Origin of the sequence: Rhodococcus sp. IEGM 1341, assembly GCF_030056895.1 — a bacterium.
Lineage (GTDB): Bacteria > Actinomycetota > Actinomycetes > Mycobacteriales > Mycobacteriaceae > Rhodococcoides.
Genome location: NZ_JASHKV010000005.1, coordinates 47,534 through 63,104, shown reverse-complemented (window position 1 = coordinate 63,104; position 15,571 = coordinate 47,534). Strand labels below are relative to the sequence as shown.

At 65.2% G+C, this 15,571-nt stretch carries 15 protein-coding genes and 2 pseudogenes; 14 read left to right on the top strand and 3 right to left on the bottom strand.

Features of this window, described 5'->3' with window-relative positions:
- Nucleotides 1–29 precede the first annotated feature (29 nt).
- Together QM615_RS13325 and QM615_RS13320 are read right to left on the bottom strand one after the other, a co-directional pair.
- Nucleotides 30–281, bottom strand: a complete 252-nt coding sequence (locus QM615_RS13325; RefSeq protein ID WP_094639406.1) for a YgaP-like transmembrane domain — start codon at nt 279–281, stop codon at nt 30–32.
- Between the two features lie 28 nt (nt 282–309).
- Nucleotides 310–594: pseudogene (locus tag QM615_RS13320) on the bottom strand (MMPL family transporter); the annotation flags it as partial.
- Here QM615_RS13320 and QM615_RS13315 point away from each other — a divergent pair.
- The 4 genes and pseudogenes from QM615_RS13315 to QM615_RS13300 all read left to right on the top strand — a co-directional run.
- Nucleotides 588–854: pseudogene (locus tag QM615_RS13315) on the top strand (phosphonate ABC transporter ATP-binding protein); the annotation flags it as partial. The pseudogenes QM615_RS13320 and QM615_RS13315 overlap by 7 nt on opposite strands.
- Entirely contained in the window at nt 851–2,443 is a 1,593-nt protein-coding gene (gene phnE / locus QM615_RS13310; protein WP_149404923.1) for a phosphonate ABC transporter, permease protein PhnE, read from the top strand. The pseudogene QM615_RS13315 and the gene phnE, both read left to right, overlap by 4 nt.
- Nucleotides 2,419–3,501 (top strand): zinc-binding dehydrogenase, encoded by a 1,083-nt coding sequence (locus QM615_RS13305; RefSeq protein WP_149404924.1) that lies wholly within the window; start codon nt 2,419–2,421, stop codon nt 3,499–3,501. The genes phnE and QM615_RS13305 overlap by 25 nt, the downstream gene beginning before the upstream one ends.
- 82 nt (nt 3,502–3,583) lie before the next feature.
- Nucleotides 3,584–4,381: a DNA-formamidopyrimidine glycosylase family protein gene (locus QM615_RS13300; protein WP_149404925.1), complete on the top strand. Its 798-nt coding sequence runs from the start codon at nt 3,584–3,586 to the stop codon at nt 4,379–4,381.
- A gap of 117 nt (nt 4,382–4,498) precedes the next feature.
- On the opposite strand, the gene QM615_RS13295 is transcribed toward QM615_RS13300, so the two are convergent.
- Nucleotides 4,499–5,218 (bottom strand): GAF and ANTAR domain-containing protein, encoded by a 720-nt coding sequence (locus QM615_RS13295; RefSeq protein WP_149404926.1) that lies wholly within the window; start codon nt 5,216–5,218, stop codon nt 4,499–4,501.
- A gap of 497 nt (nt 5,219–5,715) precedes the next feature.
- Between QM615_RS13295 and QM615_RS13285 the strand changes: the two genes are divergently transcribed.
- The 10 genes from QM615_RS13285 (at nt 5,716) to QM615_RS13240 (ending at nt 15,547) form a co-directional block, all read left to right on the top strand.
- Nucleotides 5,716–6,705 (top strand): YihY/virulence factor BrkB family protein, encoded by a 990-nt coding sequence (locus QM615_RS13285; RefSeq protein ID WP_410482219.1) that lies wholly within the window; start codon nt 5,716–5,718, stop codon nt 6,703–6,705.
- Nucleotides 6,706–7,430: 725 nt separating this feature from the next.
- On the top strand, nt 7,431–8,429 hold the full coding sequence (locus tag QM615_RS13280) for a substrate-binding domain-containing protein (RefSeq protein ID WP_094639232.1): 999 nt from the start codon (nt 7,431–7,433) through the stop codon (nt 8,427–8,429).
- A gap of 42 nt (nt 8,430–8,471) precedes the next feature.
- Nucleotides 8,472–9,461, top strand: a complete 990-nt coding sequence (locus QM615_RS13275) for an ABC transporter permease (RefSeq protein ID WP_094670362.1) — start codon at nt 8,472–8,474, stop codon at nt 9,459–9,461.
- Complete coding sequence (locus QM615_RS13270; RefSeq protein WP_149404928.1) at nt 9,458–10,240, top strand: ATP-binding cassette domain-containing protein; 783 nt, start codon at nt 9,458–9,460, stop codon at nt 10,238–10,240. The genes QM615_RS13275 and QM615_RS13270 overlap by 4 nt, the downstream gene beginning before the upstream one ends.
- Nucleotides 10,221–11,153, top strand: coding sequence for a PfkB family carbohydrate kinase (locus QM615_RS13265; protein WP_149404929.1), 933 nt, complete (start codon nt 10,221–10,223; stop codon nt 11,151–11,153). The genes QM615_RS13270 and QM615_RS13265 overlap by 20 nt, the downstream gene beginning before the upstream one ends.
- Nucleotides 11,150–11,800, top strand: coding sequence for a nucleoside/nucleotide kinase family protein (locus QM615_RS13260; RefSeq protein WP_149404930.1), 651 nt, complete (start codon nt 11,150–11,152; stop codon nt 11,798–11,800). Before QM615_RS13265 ends, QM615_RS13260 begins: the two co-directional genes overlap by 4 nt.
- Before the next feature lie 54 nt (nt 11,801–11,854).
- The gene (locus QM615_RS13255) at nt 11,855–12,844 is read left to right on the top strand and encodes a LacI family DNA-binding transcriptional regulator (protein WP_269595711.1); all 990 of its coding nucleotides are present in this window, start codon (nt 11,855–11,857) and stop codon (nt 12,842–12,844) included.
- Nucleotides 12,845–12,876: 32 nt separating this feature from the next.
- Nucleotides 12,877–13,899, top strand: a complete 1,023-nt coding sequence (gene fbaA / locus QM615_RS13250) for a class II fructose-bisphosphate aldolase (RefSeq protein ID WP_149404932.1) — start codon at nt 12,877–12,879, stop codon at nt 13,897–13,899.
- Between the two features lie 95 nt (nt 13,900–13,994).
- Nucleotides 13,995–14,402, top strand: coding sequence for a YciI family protein (locus QM615_RS13245; protein ID WP_149404933.1), 408 nt, complete (start codon nt 13,995–13,997; stop codon nt 14,400–14,402).
- 8 nt (nt 14,403–14,410) lie between these two features.
- The gene (locus QM615_RS13240; protein ID WP_149404934.1) at nt 14,411–15,547 is read left to right on the top strand and encodes an RNA polymerase sigma factor; all 1,137 of its coding nucleotides are present in this window, start codon (nt 14,411–14,413) and stop codon (nt 15,545–15,547) included.
- Nucleotides 15,548–15,571: the final 24 nt, after the last annotated feature.

Sequence of the window (15,571 nt, the reverse complement as noted above, 5' to 3'; positions counted from 1 at the left end):
TTCGATTATCAAACTGCGGTGATGTAGGTCTACCCGTTCAGGGGCCGACGAATACTCGGCACGCCGACCCGGCTGAGGAGTGCGCTCGCCGGACACCAGCCGACCGCTGCGTAGAGGGCGAGGTTCGCGGCAGCGAACGCGCTCAGTAGTCGCCACTGCGGTGCGTGTAATTCGCCGAGTGCCAGACCGGTGGCGGTGACACCGGCAGCAAGGGCGGGGACGATACGTTCGATCGGCCATCCTGTGAATGCCGCCGAGTGGGTTGTGTTCGGATCGATCATCAGTGCTCCGTTCGGTGTGGTGAGGGTGTCAGTGAGAGAAGCTGATCGACGGCAGCACCTTGCGCAGCCAAGCCGGTGACCACCATGCGGCGTGACCGGTCAGACGCAGCAAGACCGGCAGCAGGATCAGCCTGATCAGGAAGGCATCGAGCAGTACCGCGACACCGAGAATGATGCCCATCTCTTTCGGTGGGAGCGGATCGGACAGTGCGAAGGTGAAGAACACGGCGACCATCACCGCGGCGGCGGCGAAGATGACCCGGCCGGAGTGCGCGAGCCCGTCGACCTGAGCTGCCTTCGGGTCCCCGGCCCGTCGCCTCGCTCGACCCCGAGAACGCGGGCGTGGTGATGGATCTGCTGCAGCGGGTGTGCAGCGAGGAGAAGCTGACCGTGGTGTGCACCCTGCATCAGGTCGATCTCGCGCTCGGCTGGGCGCATCGGCTCGTGGGTCTGCGGGACGGTCGGGTGGTGCTCGATCGCCCGGCCGCCGGTCTCCGACGCGAGGACATCATGCCGATCTATCAGCGGATCGCGCCCGACCCCGGAAACATGACCACGGTGGCACCGATATGACCGTCACGGTCGAACCGAAGCCCACGAACACTGCTGCACAGAACGATCCGCGGCGACGTCGATGGCTGTTCCCGGCGCTGGGCGTCGCCGCGCTCGTCCTGACCGTGCTCTCGGCGGGGTACATCGACTTCGCGCCGACGACCCTGATCGACGGTCTCGAAGACGTCGGCAACCTGCTCGAGCGGATGCTGCCGCCCCGCGTGGACGACACCGGCAGGATCGTCTCCCTCGCACTCGACACATTGCTCATGGCAGTACTGGGCACCGTGCTCGCAGCGATCGTCTCGGTGCCGTTGGCGTTTCTCGCGGCGCGCAACACCTCGCCGCATCCGGTCCTCTACAGCGTTGCTCGCGCCGTCATCACGTTCTGCCGGGCGATGCCGGATCTGCTGTTCGCGGTGCTGTTCGTCAGGGCGCTGGGGATCGGAGTGTTGCCCGGCATCCTCGCCCTCGCACTGCATTCCATCGGCATGCTCGGCAAGCTGTTCGCCGACGCCATCGAACAGACCGATGTGGGACCGCGAGAGGCGATCCGTGCCGCCGGAGCCGGCTACTACCGGGAGATGATCAATGCCGTTGTTCCGCAGGTCGTTCCGGCGTGGATCGGAGCCTTCGTGTATCGAATCGACATCAATCTGCGCATGTCGGTGGTCCTCGGCTTCGTCGGGGCAGGCGGTATCGGGTTCGCCCTGCAGGACGCTCTGCGGGGCCTGATCTACCCGCGTGCTCTCGGCATCGTACTGGTGATCCTGGTGATCATCGCCGCGATGGAATTGGCGGCGATGGCTCTTCGCCGCATGTTGCTGGTGCCGTCTGCGGCCGGCCCGCAGCGCGATCGACTGATGCGCATCGGAGCGTCGGCCGTGCTCGTCGTCGCGGTCGTGGCGTCGTTCGTGGTGCTCGAATTGGATCCGCGCTCGCTTCTGACGTGGATCGGGCCGTCGATCGAGGTGTTCGGGCGTATGGTTCCACCGGACTTCTCAGCGTTGGGAGCGGACCTGTTCGACGCCGCCGTACAGACCGTTGCCATCGGAGTCGTGGCCACCGCCATCGGTATCGTTCTGTCGATACCCGTCGGAGTTCTGGCCGCGCGCAACGCAACTCTGCATCCCGCGGTGTACTGGGTCGCGAGATCCTGGATCCTGTTGGTCCGCGCAGTCCCCGAATTCATCCTCGCTGTCGTATTCGTCGCGGCACTCGGACTGGGCCCGGTGGCGGGAACCTGCGCACTGGCCATCGGGTCCGTCGGATTCCTCGGCAAACTCGTCGCCGACGCGATCGAGGAGATCGATCCCGGTCCCCTCGAAGCGGTGGCGTCGGTCGGTGGCGGTTGGTGGAATCGGACACTGAGTGCGGTTGTTCCTCAGGCTGTTCCGTCGATCGTCGGTTCGAGCCTGTATCTGCTCGACGTGAACATCCGCACCTCGACCATCCTGGGGATCGTCGGTGCAGGCGGTATCGGCTTCCTGCTCTTCGAGTCGATTCGTACTCTGAACTTCGACGTCGCCGGTGCGATCGTTCTCGTCATCTTCGTCATGGTGTACATCGTGGAAAGGATCTCCGGATGGATCAGATCATTGTTGGTCTGACACAGGCCGCCGTCTGGACGGGGAGCGGAATCGAACTGCGGGACATTGAGATTCCCGCTCTCGAATCGGGTGAGGTGTTGGTGCGCGTCGATCTCGCCACGGTGTGCGGGAGCGACCTGCACACCGTGTCCGGTCGACGGCACGGTGCGTGCCCGTCTGTGCTCGGGCACGAGGCCGTCGGTCGCGTGATTGCCATCGGCGATGCGGTATCGGCTGTCGAGGTGGGGGATCGGATCGTCTGGTCTGTGACGGTGTGCTGTGGTCGGTGCGCCCGATGTGTCCGCGGGTTCACGGCCAAATGTGCGGCCGTGCGCAAGGTGGGTCACGAGTCTGCCGAGAGCGCATGGGCTCTCAGCGGCTCCTATGCTCGACACATCGTGCTCCCACGCGGAACCGCAGTGGTCCGAGTACCCGACACCATGCCCGACGCCGTCGCCGCGCCCGCAGCGTGTGCAACGGCGACGGTGATGGCCGCCCTCGACGCCGCCGGTGCGATCGACGGTCGACGAGTACTGATCGTCGGGGCAGGGATGCTGGGGGTGACGGCCGCTGCGGCGGCGAGGGAGCGAGGTGCATCGGTTTCGGTACTCGACCGAGACCTGCAGCGGCAGAGGCAATCCCGTGCATTCGGGGCCGTGGAGGACGACGGTGCACGCACCGATGTGGCCATCGACTTCTCCGGATCGTCCTCGGCTGTGCAGGCGGCCTCGGGGCGACTCGACGTCGGTGGGCGGCTCGTGCTCGCCGGCTCCGTCGCGCCCGGTGCCCCGATCACCGTCGACCCCGAAGCGGTGGTCCGAAACTGGCTGACCATCACCGGAATCCACAACTACGAGCCGCGGCACCTCCACCAGGCCGTTGCCTTCCTCCGTGATACCGGCGAGAAGTATCCGTGGGAATCCCTCGTCGAGGCACCGGTTCCATTGGCCGAACTCGAATCGGTGTTGCGGCCGACGCCGTCGGGAATTCTCCGGTCGTCGGTCGCGCCCTGGGCTCACGGTCTGTCGACGAGGTCCAACGACTGTCCGGCAAGTCCGGCAGGTGTCGCGTCGCGGTGATGTCGGCTCCGGCGGAGGTGTTCATCGCACGAGGGGGCCGAGCGGGCGATTACGGTTCTGCCGAGCGGGATACCCCAGAAGCATGCCCGAAGGCGACACCGTATTTGCATTGGCCGCGAGGTTGCGTCGAGCATTGGACGGCGCAACGCTGCGGGCCGGAAGGCTGCAGGTGCCGGCGCACGCAGTGGAGAATCTGGCCGGCCGAACCGTCGTCGGGCATCGGACACACGGCAAGCATCTGTTCACCGATTTCGAGAACGGCACGACGCTGCACACGCATCTGCGGATGAGCGGATCGTGGACGGTCGTGCGGGCCGGTCGCTCGATTCCGCAGCGCGTCCGACCCGACGTGCGCGTCCGGCTTGCCGTGGTCGACGGGCCCACCGCGTACGGAATTCTGCTGCCGGTCGTGGACTACGGATACACGAGGGACATGAACGCGCTGATCGCACATCTCGGGCCGGACCCGCTGCACCCGACGTTCGACGCCGAGCGCGGAGTTGCCAACATCACGGCTCAGGGGAGTCGGCCGATCGTTGCGACGTTGCTGGATCAGCGGGTGATCGCCGGTCCCGGAAATCTGTGGGCCAACGAGCTGTGTTTTCTGCGCGGACTGTGGCCGTGGACGCCGTCGGGTGATGTCGACGCGCGGAGATTGGTCGCGTTACTCGAGCGAGCGATGCGTCATTCGGCGACAGTTCCGGGTGCGATGCAGGTCACCACCGGGGACACTCGCCGGGGTCGATCGCACTGGGTTGCAGGGCGGGCAGGAAAGCCGTGTCTGCGGTGTGGGACGTCGATTCGGGTGGTCGCGGAGACACCAGGAGATCCGGACAAGCGTCGAACATGGTGGTGCCCGACCTGCCAGCCGGAGCACTAGCGACGAGCGGTCGATCGCTGTTGGCTCAACGACATAACCGCTCGCGGGTACCGCGTGTTGCCTGCCGATACCAACGACTGATTTCCTCGTGACCGAAAGATCGAAACCTGGGGGTCGTCAGAAGGTCGAATTGGTCGGGTGGTCGGTATCGACCAAGTCGTGAGCCACCTTGTGCAGAGGCTGATTCTGCTGCTGCGACAGCTTCGCCAGCAGCTCGAATGCCTGCACCGCGTCGAGATCGTAGCGTTCCATGATCATTCCCTTGGCTTGGCCGATGATGTCGCGACTGGCCAGGCCCGTGCGGAACTGCTCGTTGTCGCGGGCGCTGAGCAAGGCAATGGCGGCATGCGCTGCGAGGGCTTCCCCGATCTCGACCGCGTCGACGTCGAAGGCACGCGGCTCGTCACTGTAGAAGATCAAGGCACCGAGGTCGTCGGCGTTGCTGTAGAGCTGAAACGCCGCCAAGGATTTGAATCCCTCGTTCACGGCCAGAACCGCGAACTCAGGCCATCGTGGCTCCGACGTGAGGTCGTCCGAGACGACGACATCGAAGTGGCGAACCTCGGTGGGAATCGGGCCCTCGTCGAGCTCGTACTGCAGTCGACACAGCTTTTCGGCCAAAGGGTCGGTGGATGCCACCACGGTGCGGACGCCTTTGCTGACCGTGGTGACGCAGCCGACGGTTGCACCCGGTATGAGCCGGATGGAGGTGCGCAAGATCTCTGCCATCGTCTCGGGCATCGAACGGCGGGTATCGCGCAACGACCGCGCGAATTCGGCGAGTGACGATGCAGGGGACGATCCGGGAAGCTGCACATCGGGCGATGATTGCGACATTCACACGGTCCTCTCGCATAGGACCCCTGCCGCGCTTCGCCGGAGAGATCCACGATCTTGCGCCTTCTGCTGGACGCCCGTGCCGGCTCGAGAGCCAGCGCTGTGCACTTTATACGCTTCCGCCGAAACGGTTGTTCGTCGAACAGCGTGAGGGCCGCCGATCACCTGATCGACGGCCCTCACCGAAGTACGACTTACTTGAAGGTGTCCTTGATGTTCTCGCCGACCTTCTTCACGCCTGCCGAACCCTGATCCTTCTTGCCCTCGGCCTCGAGGTCTTTGTGCGTCGCCGACAACTTCCTTCGCCTTGCCGATGGCGTCTTCTGCTGCGTTCTTGGCCTTGTCGATGAAGCTCATGTGAGTTCCTTTCCTCGTGCCGGGTTGGTACTGAAGACTTAGTCGGAGCCCGTCGACCAAAGCGCACGTTCGCGTGCTGAGATCTGGGTCACACGCGCCGTCGACGTTTCCGTGGTGCCTGCGGTGGTTACATTCGTCCGATGATGGTCGCCAAGGTGGACAGTTATCAGCGCAGGCATCCGTCGGCGGGTTTCCCGCTGGCAGTGCTGTACAAATTTCTCGACGACCGTGGCGGTTACCTCGCGGCCCTCATCGCGTACTACTCGTTCCTGTCGTTGTTCCCGTTGCTGCTGCTCTTCACCACCGTGCTGGGAATCGTGCTGGCCGGGGACCCGGAACTGCAGACCCGCATCATCGATTCGGCCATGAGTCAGATCCCGGTCATCGGTGATCAACTCGGACAGCCGGATCGGCTCAGCGGCGGAACGACCGCCATCGTCATCGGTGTGGTGGGGTCGCTGTACGGCGGACTGGGAGTGTCACTGGCCGCTCAGTACGCAATGAACACCGCGTGGTCGGTCCCGCGAAACGAACAACCGGATCCGATCAAGGGTCGGCTGCGCGGGCTGCTGCTGCTCAGTACCGTCGGCACCGCCATCATCGGCCTGACCGTTCTCAACGGCGTCGCGTCCTCGGGCGTGTTCGGATTCGCCGGCGGCGCACTGGCACTCGTCGGAGCGGTCGTGGTCAACGCCGTGGTCTTCACTGCCGCGTTCCGAATCGGGACCGCCCGCGCCCTGAGTGTGCGCGAGGTGCTGCCCGGTGCCGCGATCGCCGCGGTGATCTGGCAGGCACTGCAATCGTTCGGCGGCATCTACATTCGCTATGTCGTCGGCAACGCCAGCGCCAGCAACGGGATCTTCGCGATCGTCCTCGGCCTGCTCGGCTTTCTCTACGTCTCGTCGGTGCTGATCGTGCTGTGCATCGAAATCAACGCCGTACGCGTCGACCACCTGCATCCCCGAGCGTTGTTGACGCCGTTCACCGACAACGTCGAGCTCACCGAGGGGGACAAGAACTCCTACACCGGACAGGCAGAAGCGCAGCGCAACAAGGGATTTCAGGACATCACGGTCACCTACGACGAGCCGGAGTCGGTGACGGAGAAGGACTCGCCGCCGAGCAAGTAATGGGTGGTGGTGCGTGGCATCGGCGATCGCAAATGCGCGTGGCTGATCGGCGGCGATCGCAAATGCGCGCGCATTCGCCAGGTGCTCACGGAATAGCGAGGTGATCGGGCGCGAAATCGCGCGCGGATGGCAAACGCGCGCGCATTTGCGGGGACTGGGGCGGCGGGGAGGCGGCTGGGGACTCGGTTTCGGCGGACGGGGGAGGGTTCGCCGCCGGACAAGTGATGGGTGGTGGTGCGTGGCATCGACGATCGCAAATGCGCGCGCATTCGCCAGGTGCTTGCGGAATAGCGAGGTGATCGGGCGCGAAATCGCGCGCGGATGGCAAACGCGCGCGCATTTGCGGGGACCGGGGCGGCGGGGAGGCGGCTGGGGACTCGGTTTCGGCGGACGGGGGAGGGTTCGCCGCCGGACAAGTGATGGGTGGTGGTGCGTGGCATCGGCGATCGCAAATGCGCTCGCATTCGCCAGGTGCTTGCGGAATAGCGAGGTGATCGGGCACGAGTTCGCGCGCGGATGGCAAACGCGCGCGCATTTGCGGGAACGGGGGCGACGCGAACCGGGCCGACGCAAACTGCGTGACCCCCGTCACGAACCGTCTGCCCGGTCGGTGAAAAAGAATCCAAGTTTGTTTCGGCGAAAGCGCATGCGCAAGCGCTTGTATGCGTTCTAGGCTCCTGCAATCGAGCGACGCGACCGCGTGGTTAGGGGACAAGGGAGTCCACATGTTCAATCACCGTCGGAAGTCCGCGCTGACGATCGGCACCGCGCTCATGGCCGGTTCGCTCGTGTTCGGTCTGACCGCCTGCAGCAGTTCGGATTCGGACAGCGTCAAGGTGGGGCTCATCACCAAGACGGACTCCAATCCGTACTTCGTGAAGCTGCGCGAGGCAGCGCAGGCGCAGGCGGATTCCAGCGGAGCCGAGCTGGTGGCTCTGGCCGGCGCTTTCGACGGTGACAACGAGGGACAGGTCGCGGCCATCGAGAACCTGGTCGGGCAGGGTGTGAAGGGGATTCTGATCACCCCGAACTCGTCCACCGGAGTCCTGGACGCGATCAAGAAGGCACGTGACGCCGGCGTCGTCGTCATCGCCCTCGACACCGCAACCGACCCCGAGGATGCGGTCGACGCCACGTTCGCCACCGACAACAAGGCCGCAGGCGTCAGCCAGGGCGAATGGGTCAAGGGCACTCTCGGAACCACTGCGCCCCAGGTCATCATGCTCGACGGCACCGCGGGCGGCACGGTCGACACGTTCCGTCACGACGGCTTCCTCGAGGGCATGGGCCTGACCGACAGCTCGCCGGAGATCGTCGGACAGGAGAACACCAACGGCGATCAGACCAAGGCGCAGACCGCCATGGAGAACCTGCTGCAGCGCGCACCGGGCGTCAATGCGCTGTACACGATCAACGAGCCCGCAGCAGCGGGTGCGTACCAGGCGATTCAGTCTGCCGGCCGCGCCGATCAGATCACCATCGGCTCGATCGACGGCAGCTGCACCGGCATCGAGAACGTCAAGGCCGGCATCATCGGCGCGACGGTGTTGCAGTTCCCGGCGAAGATGGCCGAGCAGGGCGTCGACGCTGTGGTGAAGTTCGCCGAGGACGGCACCAAGCCCAGCGGCTTCAACGACACCGGCTCGCAGTTGGTCACCGATCAGCCCGTCGACGGAATCGAGTCGCAGGACACCGCGTGGGGCGAAGAGAATTGCTGGGGCTGATCGCGGATTCCCGGACCACCGCTCCCACACGAGGACTGATCCGTGAGTACTGACACCGCCGCCGAGCCCAAGGCTCCGAGCCGGTTCAACGTAGGGACCATCCTGCGTGAACCGCTGCTCGGGCCGATGGCCGCACTCCTCATCGCCGTCATCGTCTTCAGCTCGATCTCGAGCTCGTTTCTCAACCCGCAGAACGTTTCTCTGATCCTGCAGCAGTCGGTGGTCGTCGGCATTCTCGCTGTCGGCCAGACGCTGATCATCCTCACCTCCGGTATCGATCTGTCGATCGGTGCGGTGGCGGTGATGGGCACCATCGTGATGGCGCAGTCGGCAGGCGCGAACGGTCCGGTGGTCGCACTGGGTTCCACGCTTGCCGTCTGCCTGGCGTTCGGTGCGATCAACGGCGGATTGGTGACGATGCTGCGACTGCCACCGTTCATCGTCACGCTCGGCACGTTCACTGCGATTCAGGCAGCCACCAGGTTGCTGGCCGGCTCCGAGACCTACCAGGTGCCGAGCGGACCGCTGACGCTGCTGGGTACCTCGTTCAAGATCGGGAGTTTCTCCACGACGTACGGCGTGGTGGTGATGCTGCTGGTCTACGCCGTGATGTGGTATGCGTTGTCCCAAACATCCTGGGGCAGGCACATTTACGCGGTCGGTGGTAGCCCGCAGGCCTCGGATCGCTCGGGCATCAAGTCCGGTCGCGTGCTGTTCTCGGTGTACATCGTCACGGGAGTCATCGCGGCGATCGCGGCGTGGGCAGCGCTCGGACGGATCCCCAACGCCGACCCGAACGCCTATCAGAACGCCAACCTGGAAACGATCACCGCGGTCGTCATCGGTGGAACCAGCCTGTTCGGTGGCCGCGGCACCGTCATCGGGACTCTCATCGGAACCCTGATCGTCGGTGTGCTGCGCAACGGTCTCACCCAGGCCGGCGTCGACAGCCTGTACCAGAACGTCGCGACCGGCATTCTCGTCATCGTCGCGGTGGCCGTCGATCAATTCGCACGTAGGAGGTCACAGTGAATGCCCCCCTCGCTCTGGAAGCGCGCGGCCTGGTCAAGACCTACGGCAGTGTGACGGCCATCAGCGGTGCCGACTTCGAGTTGCGGCCCGGTGAGGTGCTGGCGGTGATCGGCGACAACGGTGCCGGAAAGTCCAGTCTCATCAAGGCTTTGGCGGGCGCTGTCATTCCCGACTCGGGCGAGATTCTGATGAACGGCTCTCCGGTGTCGTTCAAGAACACGCGCGACGCACGAGCAGCGGGCATCGAAACGGTCTATCAGGACCTGGCTGTCATTCCGGCGCTCGACATCGCGTCGAACGTCTATCTGGGACGCGAGATCAAGCGGAAAGGCATCAGCGGAAGTCTGTTTCGTCGCCTCGACATGCCGCGGATGCGCGAGGAATCGTCGAAGCACCTGCAGGACCTGAAGATCGGCATCAAGTCGGTCAATCAGGCGGTCGAGACGCTCTCCGGCGGTCAGCGTCAGGGCGTGGCAGTGGCGCGGGCGGCAGCGTTCGGACGCGGAGTGATCATCATGGACGAGCCGACGGCCGCACTCGGCGTGCGGGAGTCGGGCATGGTGATCGATCTGATTCGCACTATTCGCGACCGAGGCATACCGGTGGTGCTCATCAGCCACGACATGCCGCACGTGTTCGAGGTCGCCGATCGCATTCACATCCACCGCCTCGGCAAGCGTGCAGGCGTCGTGAATCCGAAGAACCGCACCATGTCCGAGGTCGTCGCGCTCATGACCGGCGCGGAGGAGCCGACCGACGATGAACGCGCAGGCCGCTGAATCTACCGGTCCGATCGGTGTTTTCGTCGGGCTGGCGACACTCGACGTCGTTCATCGAGTGTCGGCAGCGCCGGCACCCAACCAGAAGATCACCTCGAGCGCACAGTTCGTCGCGGCGGGAGGACCTGCTGCCAACGCGGCGGTGACCTTCGCCGCGCTGGGCGGGACGGCGGTGCTCGTCACCGCGCTCGGAGACGACCCGGTGGCAGCCCTCATCAAGGCCGACCTGGCGGCATTCGGAGTGCGGGTGATCGACGCCGCCGAGGGCTCCACCAGGGCTGTGCCCGTCTCTGCTGTGACGGTGATCGAATCGACCGGTGATCGGTCGGTCGTCTCGGCCGACGCCGTGAACTCCGACGCCTCGCCGCCGGAGGATCTCGAAGCCGTCGTGGCCGGTGCCGACGTCGTACTCGTCGACGGGCACCACCCCCTGATCGCCTGCGCCGCCGCGGAACATGCGGCGGCGCGGGTTACCACGTTGGTCGTGGACGCCGGTCGCTGGAAACCGGTGATGAGCGAGCTGATTCCGCACGCCACGGACATGGTGTGCTCGGCGGACTTTCGCGCCCCCGGCACCTCGGACACCGCTTCCACCGCCGCGGCGCTCGTCGGATCCGGCGTGCACACCGTCGTCACGACCCACGGCGAAGATCCCGTCGAATGGTGGTCCGAGGGATCGTCGGGATCGGTCGATGTGGAGCCGGTCGCAGTGGTCGATACTCTGGGTGCCGGGGATGCGTTCCACGGAGCGTATGCCTACTACTCCACGCAGCCAGGCTCTCTTTCCGAGCGCATCGACAGGTCGGCTCACGTTGCCGCATTGCGCTGCTCGGTGATCGGCCCCAGAGCGTGGTTACACGAACTCTCCGCCGACACACTTCACTACCCACGGACTCGAAAGCGACAACGGTGAGCACTGACCAGGACGTACAGGAAGCCACCCTCGAACAACTCGTGGAGCTGGCGCGAAAGTCGGCTGTGTCCGGTCAGCGACGCATACTCGGCCTGACCGGTGCGCCGGGTGCCGGAAAGTCCACTGTGGCTCAGCAACTCGTCGATGCGCTCGGGCCGGAACTCGCGGTACTGGTTCCGATGGACGGATTCCACCTCGCCAACGAGGTGTTGATCGAGCTGGGCCGGCTCGATCGCAAGGGTGCCCACGACACGTTCGACGACGGCGGCTATGCGCGGCTGATCGCGGCGATTCACGACCAACAGCCCGGTGACCCCATCGTGTACGCGCCGAGATTTCGGCGCGAGATCGAGGAGTCGATCGGGTCCTCGATTCCGGTCCCGTCGACTGTCCCGCTCGTCGTCACCGAGGGCAACTACCTGCTGATGGAGTCCGACGCGTGGCCTGCGGCGCGTGCGATGATCGACGAAGTCTGGTTTCTGGCCCCGCATACGACGGTTCGGCACCAGCGGCTGGTGGCCAGGCACGAGGCCTACGGAAAGTCGCACGAGGACGCGAAGTTCTGGGCACTGGGCTCGGACGAGCGCAACGCGGAATTGATCGGGTCGACCGCACTCCGCGCCGATCGAATCCTGCGACTGACATGACTGTTCCACCGAGCCACGAGACCCGACAGAGTCAGGCCGACTGACATGCCCACGATGGACGACGTTGCTCGCCTTGCCGGGGTATCGGTATCGACTGTCTCCCATGTGCTCAACGGAACCCGCAACGTCAATCCCGCTACCCGGGAGCGCGTCGACGCAGCGATCGTCGAGATCGGCTATCGGCGCAACGTCGTCGCTCGATCGCTCGCGGCGGGTCGGACGCACACCGTGGGACTGTCCATCGCCGCATTGACCAACCCGTACTTCGGCAGCCTGGTCCATGCCGTCGAGGAGCGGTTGTCCGAGGCCGGTTACGTGTTGATCCTCGGTGACTCGCACGACGAGCCACGCTCCGAGCGCAGGGTGACGGACTCGTTGCTCGACCGTCAGGTCGACGGCATGATTCTCGCGCCCGCAGCCGGCTCGGAGTTCTCCACGATTCCCGAGATCGTCCGTAGCGGAACCCCTCTGGTGTTGATCGACCGGATGCTCGATGTCTCCTGTGACCAGGTGGGCCCGGAGAACGACGCGTCGGCGTACGAGCTCACGACCCACCTCCTCGACGCCGGACATCGACGCATCGCGATCGTCCGCGGCATCGAAGGGATCTCCTCCACGACAGAGCGATTCGACGGCTACTCTCGCGCACTTGCGGATCGAGGAATCGAACTCGATCCTCGACTCGTTCTCGACGGCCGGTCCAGTGTGGAGGTGGCCGAGTCCCGAGTGCGTGAGCTGATGTCGGGTCCGGATCGGCCGACTGCTCTGGTGTCGATGAACAACTCGATGACCATCGGATCGCTGAAAGCGGTTCGCGGCCTGGGCTTGTCGATCCCCGCCGACCTCGCCTTCGTGTGCTACGACGACTTCGAGTGGTCGGATCTGTTCGAGCCCCGGCTCACCGCGGCGGCTCAGGACGTGCAGACGATCGGCCGAACCGCAGCCGACCTGTTGCTGAATCGAATCGAGGGCAGCGAAGAGACACCTCGGTCCATTCGAGTGCCCACCACCTTCACCCATCGCAATTCCTGCGGCTGCACGTAGACCGCAGCCACACCCGAAAGATAGGACCCACCATGCCGATTGCCAGTCCGGAGCAGTATGCCGCCATGCTGGATCGCGCCAAGGAGGGTGGGTTCGCCTACCCGTCGATCAACGTCACCGGTTCGCAGACTCTCAACGCAGCTCTGCAGGGATTTGCCGAAGCCGAGAGTGACGGCATCATTCAGGTATCGGTCGGCACCGCGCTCTATCTGTCCGGCAACGCCGTGCAGAACCGCTTCGCCGGGTCCAAGGCGCTCGCGCAGTACGCCCACGAAGTGGCGCAGCACTATTCGATCTCGGTGGCGCTGCACACCGATCACTGCCCCGCCGAGAATCTGGACGACTGGGTCCGCCCCCTGCTGGCCGACGCGATCGAACGACGCGGCCGCGGACTATCGCCGCTGTACCAATCGCACATGTGGGACGGATCGGCCGTGCCGTTGGACGAGAATTTGCGGATCGCGCGCGAGTTGCTCGACCTGTCGGTGGAGGCCGACACCATTCTGGAGATCGAAGTGGGAGTGATCGGCGGGGAGGAGGACGGGGTGTCACACGAGATCAACGAACAGCTGTATTCGACGGTCGACGATGCGCGCGCCACGATCGCTGCGCTCGGTGCGGGGGAGCGCGGTCGTTATATGACGGCTCTGACCTTCGGCAACGTCCACGGCGTCTACAACCCCGACTCGGTACATCTGCGACCCGAGATCCTCGACGAGATCCAGTCCGTCGTCGGAGCCGAGACGGGCAAGGACAAGCCCTTCGATCTGGTGTTCCACGGCGGATCGGGTTCCAGCGCAGAGGACATCGCCTCCGCCGTCGCCAGCGGGGTGATCAAGATGAACATCGACACCGATACCCAGTACGCGTTCACCAGATCCATCGCCGGTCACATGATGAGCAAGTACGACCAGGTTCTCAAGGTCGACGGCGAGTACGGAAACAAGAAGGCCTACGACCCCCGATCCTGGGGCAAGCCGGCCGAGACGGCGATGGCGGCTCGCGTGGTCGAGGCGACACAGATGCTGGGCTCGGCAGGGCGCACGATGCGCTGAGAATCTTTTTCGTCGAGTGTGTCGAAATCTGCGGACCGGTTCCGTCCCAGGGTCGAATGCGGCAAGAATGGCCGCATCGAACGTCAGGAGACACCATGGCCAAGTACCTCATGCTCAAGCACTACCGCGGCGCGCCGGAGCCGATCAACAGCGTCCCGATGGACCGGTGGACGCCTGCGGAGGTGCACGCCCACATCCAGTTCATGCAGGATTTCGCCGCCGAACTCGAAGCCACCGGCGAGTTCGTCGACGCCCAGGCCCTGGCTCCCGAGGGGACCTGGGTCAGCTCCGGCGGTGAGGGCAAGCCGCCGGTCACCGACGGTCCGTTCGTCGAGACCAAGGATCTCATCGCAGGCTGGATGATCATCGACGTGGAGAGCTACGAGCGAGCGCTCGAACTCGCCGGGCAGTTGTCGGCCGCGCCGGGAGCAGGCGGCGAACCGATTCACGAATGGCTCGAACTGCGTCCGTTCATGGAGGCTCCCCCCACCATCGCCGACTGACGATCGCCATGGACCCCCAGGTGCTGCGGGCACTGACACCCGCGGTGATCGGTGTCCTCGTCCACCGCGGAGCCGACTTCGCGTCGGCCGAGGACGCCGCGGCGGAGGCGATGCTCGAGGCGACCTCCACGTGTGTCGCCGACGCGCCTGCCGATCCGAAGGGTTGGCTGGTGACCGTCGCGTGGCGCAAGTTTCTCGACGCAGAACGATCCGAGAAGGCGCGACGAGCACGAGAGGATCGAGTCGCGGCACAACCGGATCCTGGCACCGTGAGCGGCGTCGACGACACGCTGCAGTTGTTCTTTCTGTGCGCGCATCCCTCGCTTGGTCCGGCGGCAGCGGTGGCACTGACGCTGCGTGCCGTCGGGGGATTGACGACGCGGCAGATCGCGCAGGCGTACCTGGTGCCGGAGAAGACCATGGCGCAACGCATCAGCCGCGCCAAACGCACGGTGCGCGACGTGCGTTTCGACGCGCCCGGTGATGTGGGGACGGTGCGACGAGTGCTGTACCTCGTCTTCAACGAGGGGTACACCGGGGACGTCGATCTGGCGGCCGAGGCGATTCGGTTGACCCGGCAGTTGGCCGGGTTGTCCGAAGACGAGGAAACGGCCGGGCTGTTGGCGCTGATGCTGTTGCACCACGCCCGGCGTTCGGCCAGAACCGGGCCCGACGGTCACGTCATCGATCTCGCTGAACAGGATCGATCTCGTTGGGACACAACGCTGATCGCGGAGGGAGTGCACATCCTGCAGGCGGCGCTCGCCCGCGATCGGTTGGGTGAGTTCCAGGCGCAGGCGGCCATCGCCGCCCTGCACGCCGACGCCCGGTGTGTGGAGGAGACCGATTGGCCGCAGATCGTCGAGTGGTACGGCGAGTTGCTCGCTCTCACGGACAGTTCCGTCGTACGACTCAATCGAGCGGTTGCGATCGGGGAGGCCGACGGTCCGGCGGCGGGGCTCGAGGCGTTGGGCGAGGTCGATCCGGCCGTTCCGCGGCACACAGCGGCGGCCGCGTACCTGTGCGAGAAGGCCGGTGATCTGTTGCGTGCTGCCGAGTTGTACGTGGAGGCGGCGGAGAAGGCGTCGTCGATTCCCGAGCGGCACCATCTGACTCTGCAGGCCGCGCGGATCAGAGCCGGTTGAGCCCCGCAGGCGGCAAGCGAACGG

Coding starts and splice junctions, on each gene's coding strand:
- QM615_RS13325 (WP_094639406.1), bottom strand. CDS start 281: ATGATCGATCCGAACACAACCCACTCGGCGGCATTCACAGGATGGCCG.
- phnE (WP_149404923.1), top strand. CDS start 851: ATGACCGTCACGGTCGAACCGAAGCCCACGAACACTGCTGCACAGAAC.
- QM615_RS13305 (WP_149404924.1), top strand. CDS start 2,419: ATGGATCAGATCATTGTTGGTCTGACACAGGCCGCCGTCTGGACGGGG.
- QM615_RS13300 (WP_149404925.1), top strand. CDS start 3,584: ATGCCCGAAGGCGACACCGTATTTGCATTGGCCGCGAGGTTGCGTCGA.
- QM615_RS13295 (WP_149404926.1), bottom strand. CDS start 5,218: ATGTCGCAATCATCGCCCGATGTGCAGCTTCCCGGATCGTCCCCTGCA.
- QM615_RS13285 (WP_410482219.1), top strand. CDS start 5,716: ATGATGGTCGCCAAGGTGGACAGTTATCAGCGCAGGCATCCGTCGGCG.
- QM615_RS13280 (WP_094639232.1), top strand. CDS start 7,431: ATGTTCAATCACCGTCGGAAGTCCGCGCTGACGATCGGCACCGCGCTC.
- QM615_RS13265 (WP_149404929.1), top strand. CDS start 10,221: ATGAACGCGCAGGCCGCTGAATCTACCGGTCCGATCGGTGTTTTCGTC.
- QM615_RS13255 (WP_269595711.1), top strand. CDS start 11,855: ATGGACGACGTTGCTCGCCTTGCCGGGGTATCGGTATCGACTGTCTCC.
- fbaA (WP_149404932.1), top strand. CDS start 12,877: ATGCCGATTGCCAGTCCGGAGCAGTATGCCGCCATGCTGGATCGCGCC.
- QM615_RS13245 (WP_149404933.1), top strand. CDS start 13,995: ATGGCCAAGTACCTCATGCTCAAGCACTACCGCGGCGCGCCGGAGCCG.
- QM615_RS13240 (WP_149404934.1), top strand. CDS start 14,411: ATGGACCCCCAGGTGCTGCGGGCACTGACACCCGCGGTGATCGGTGTC.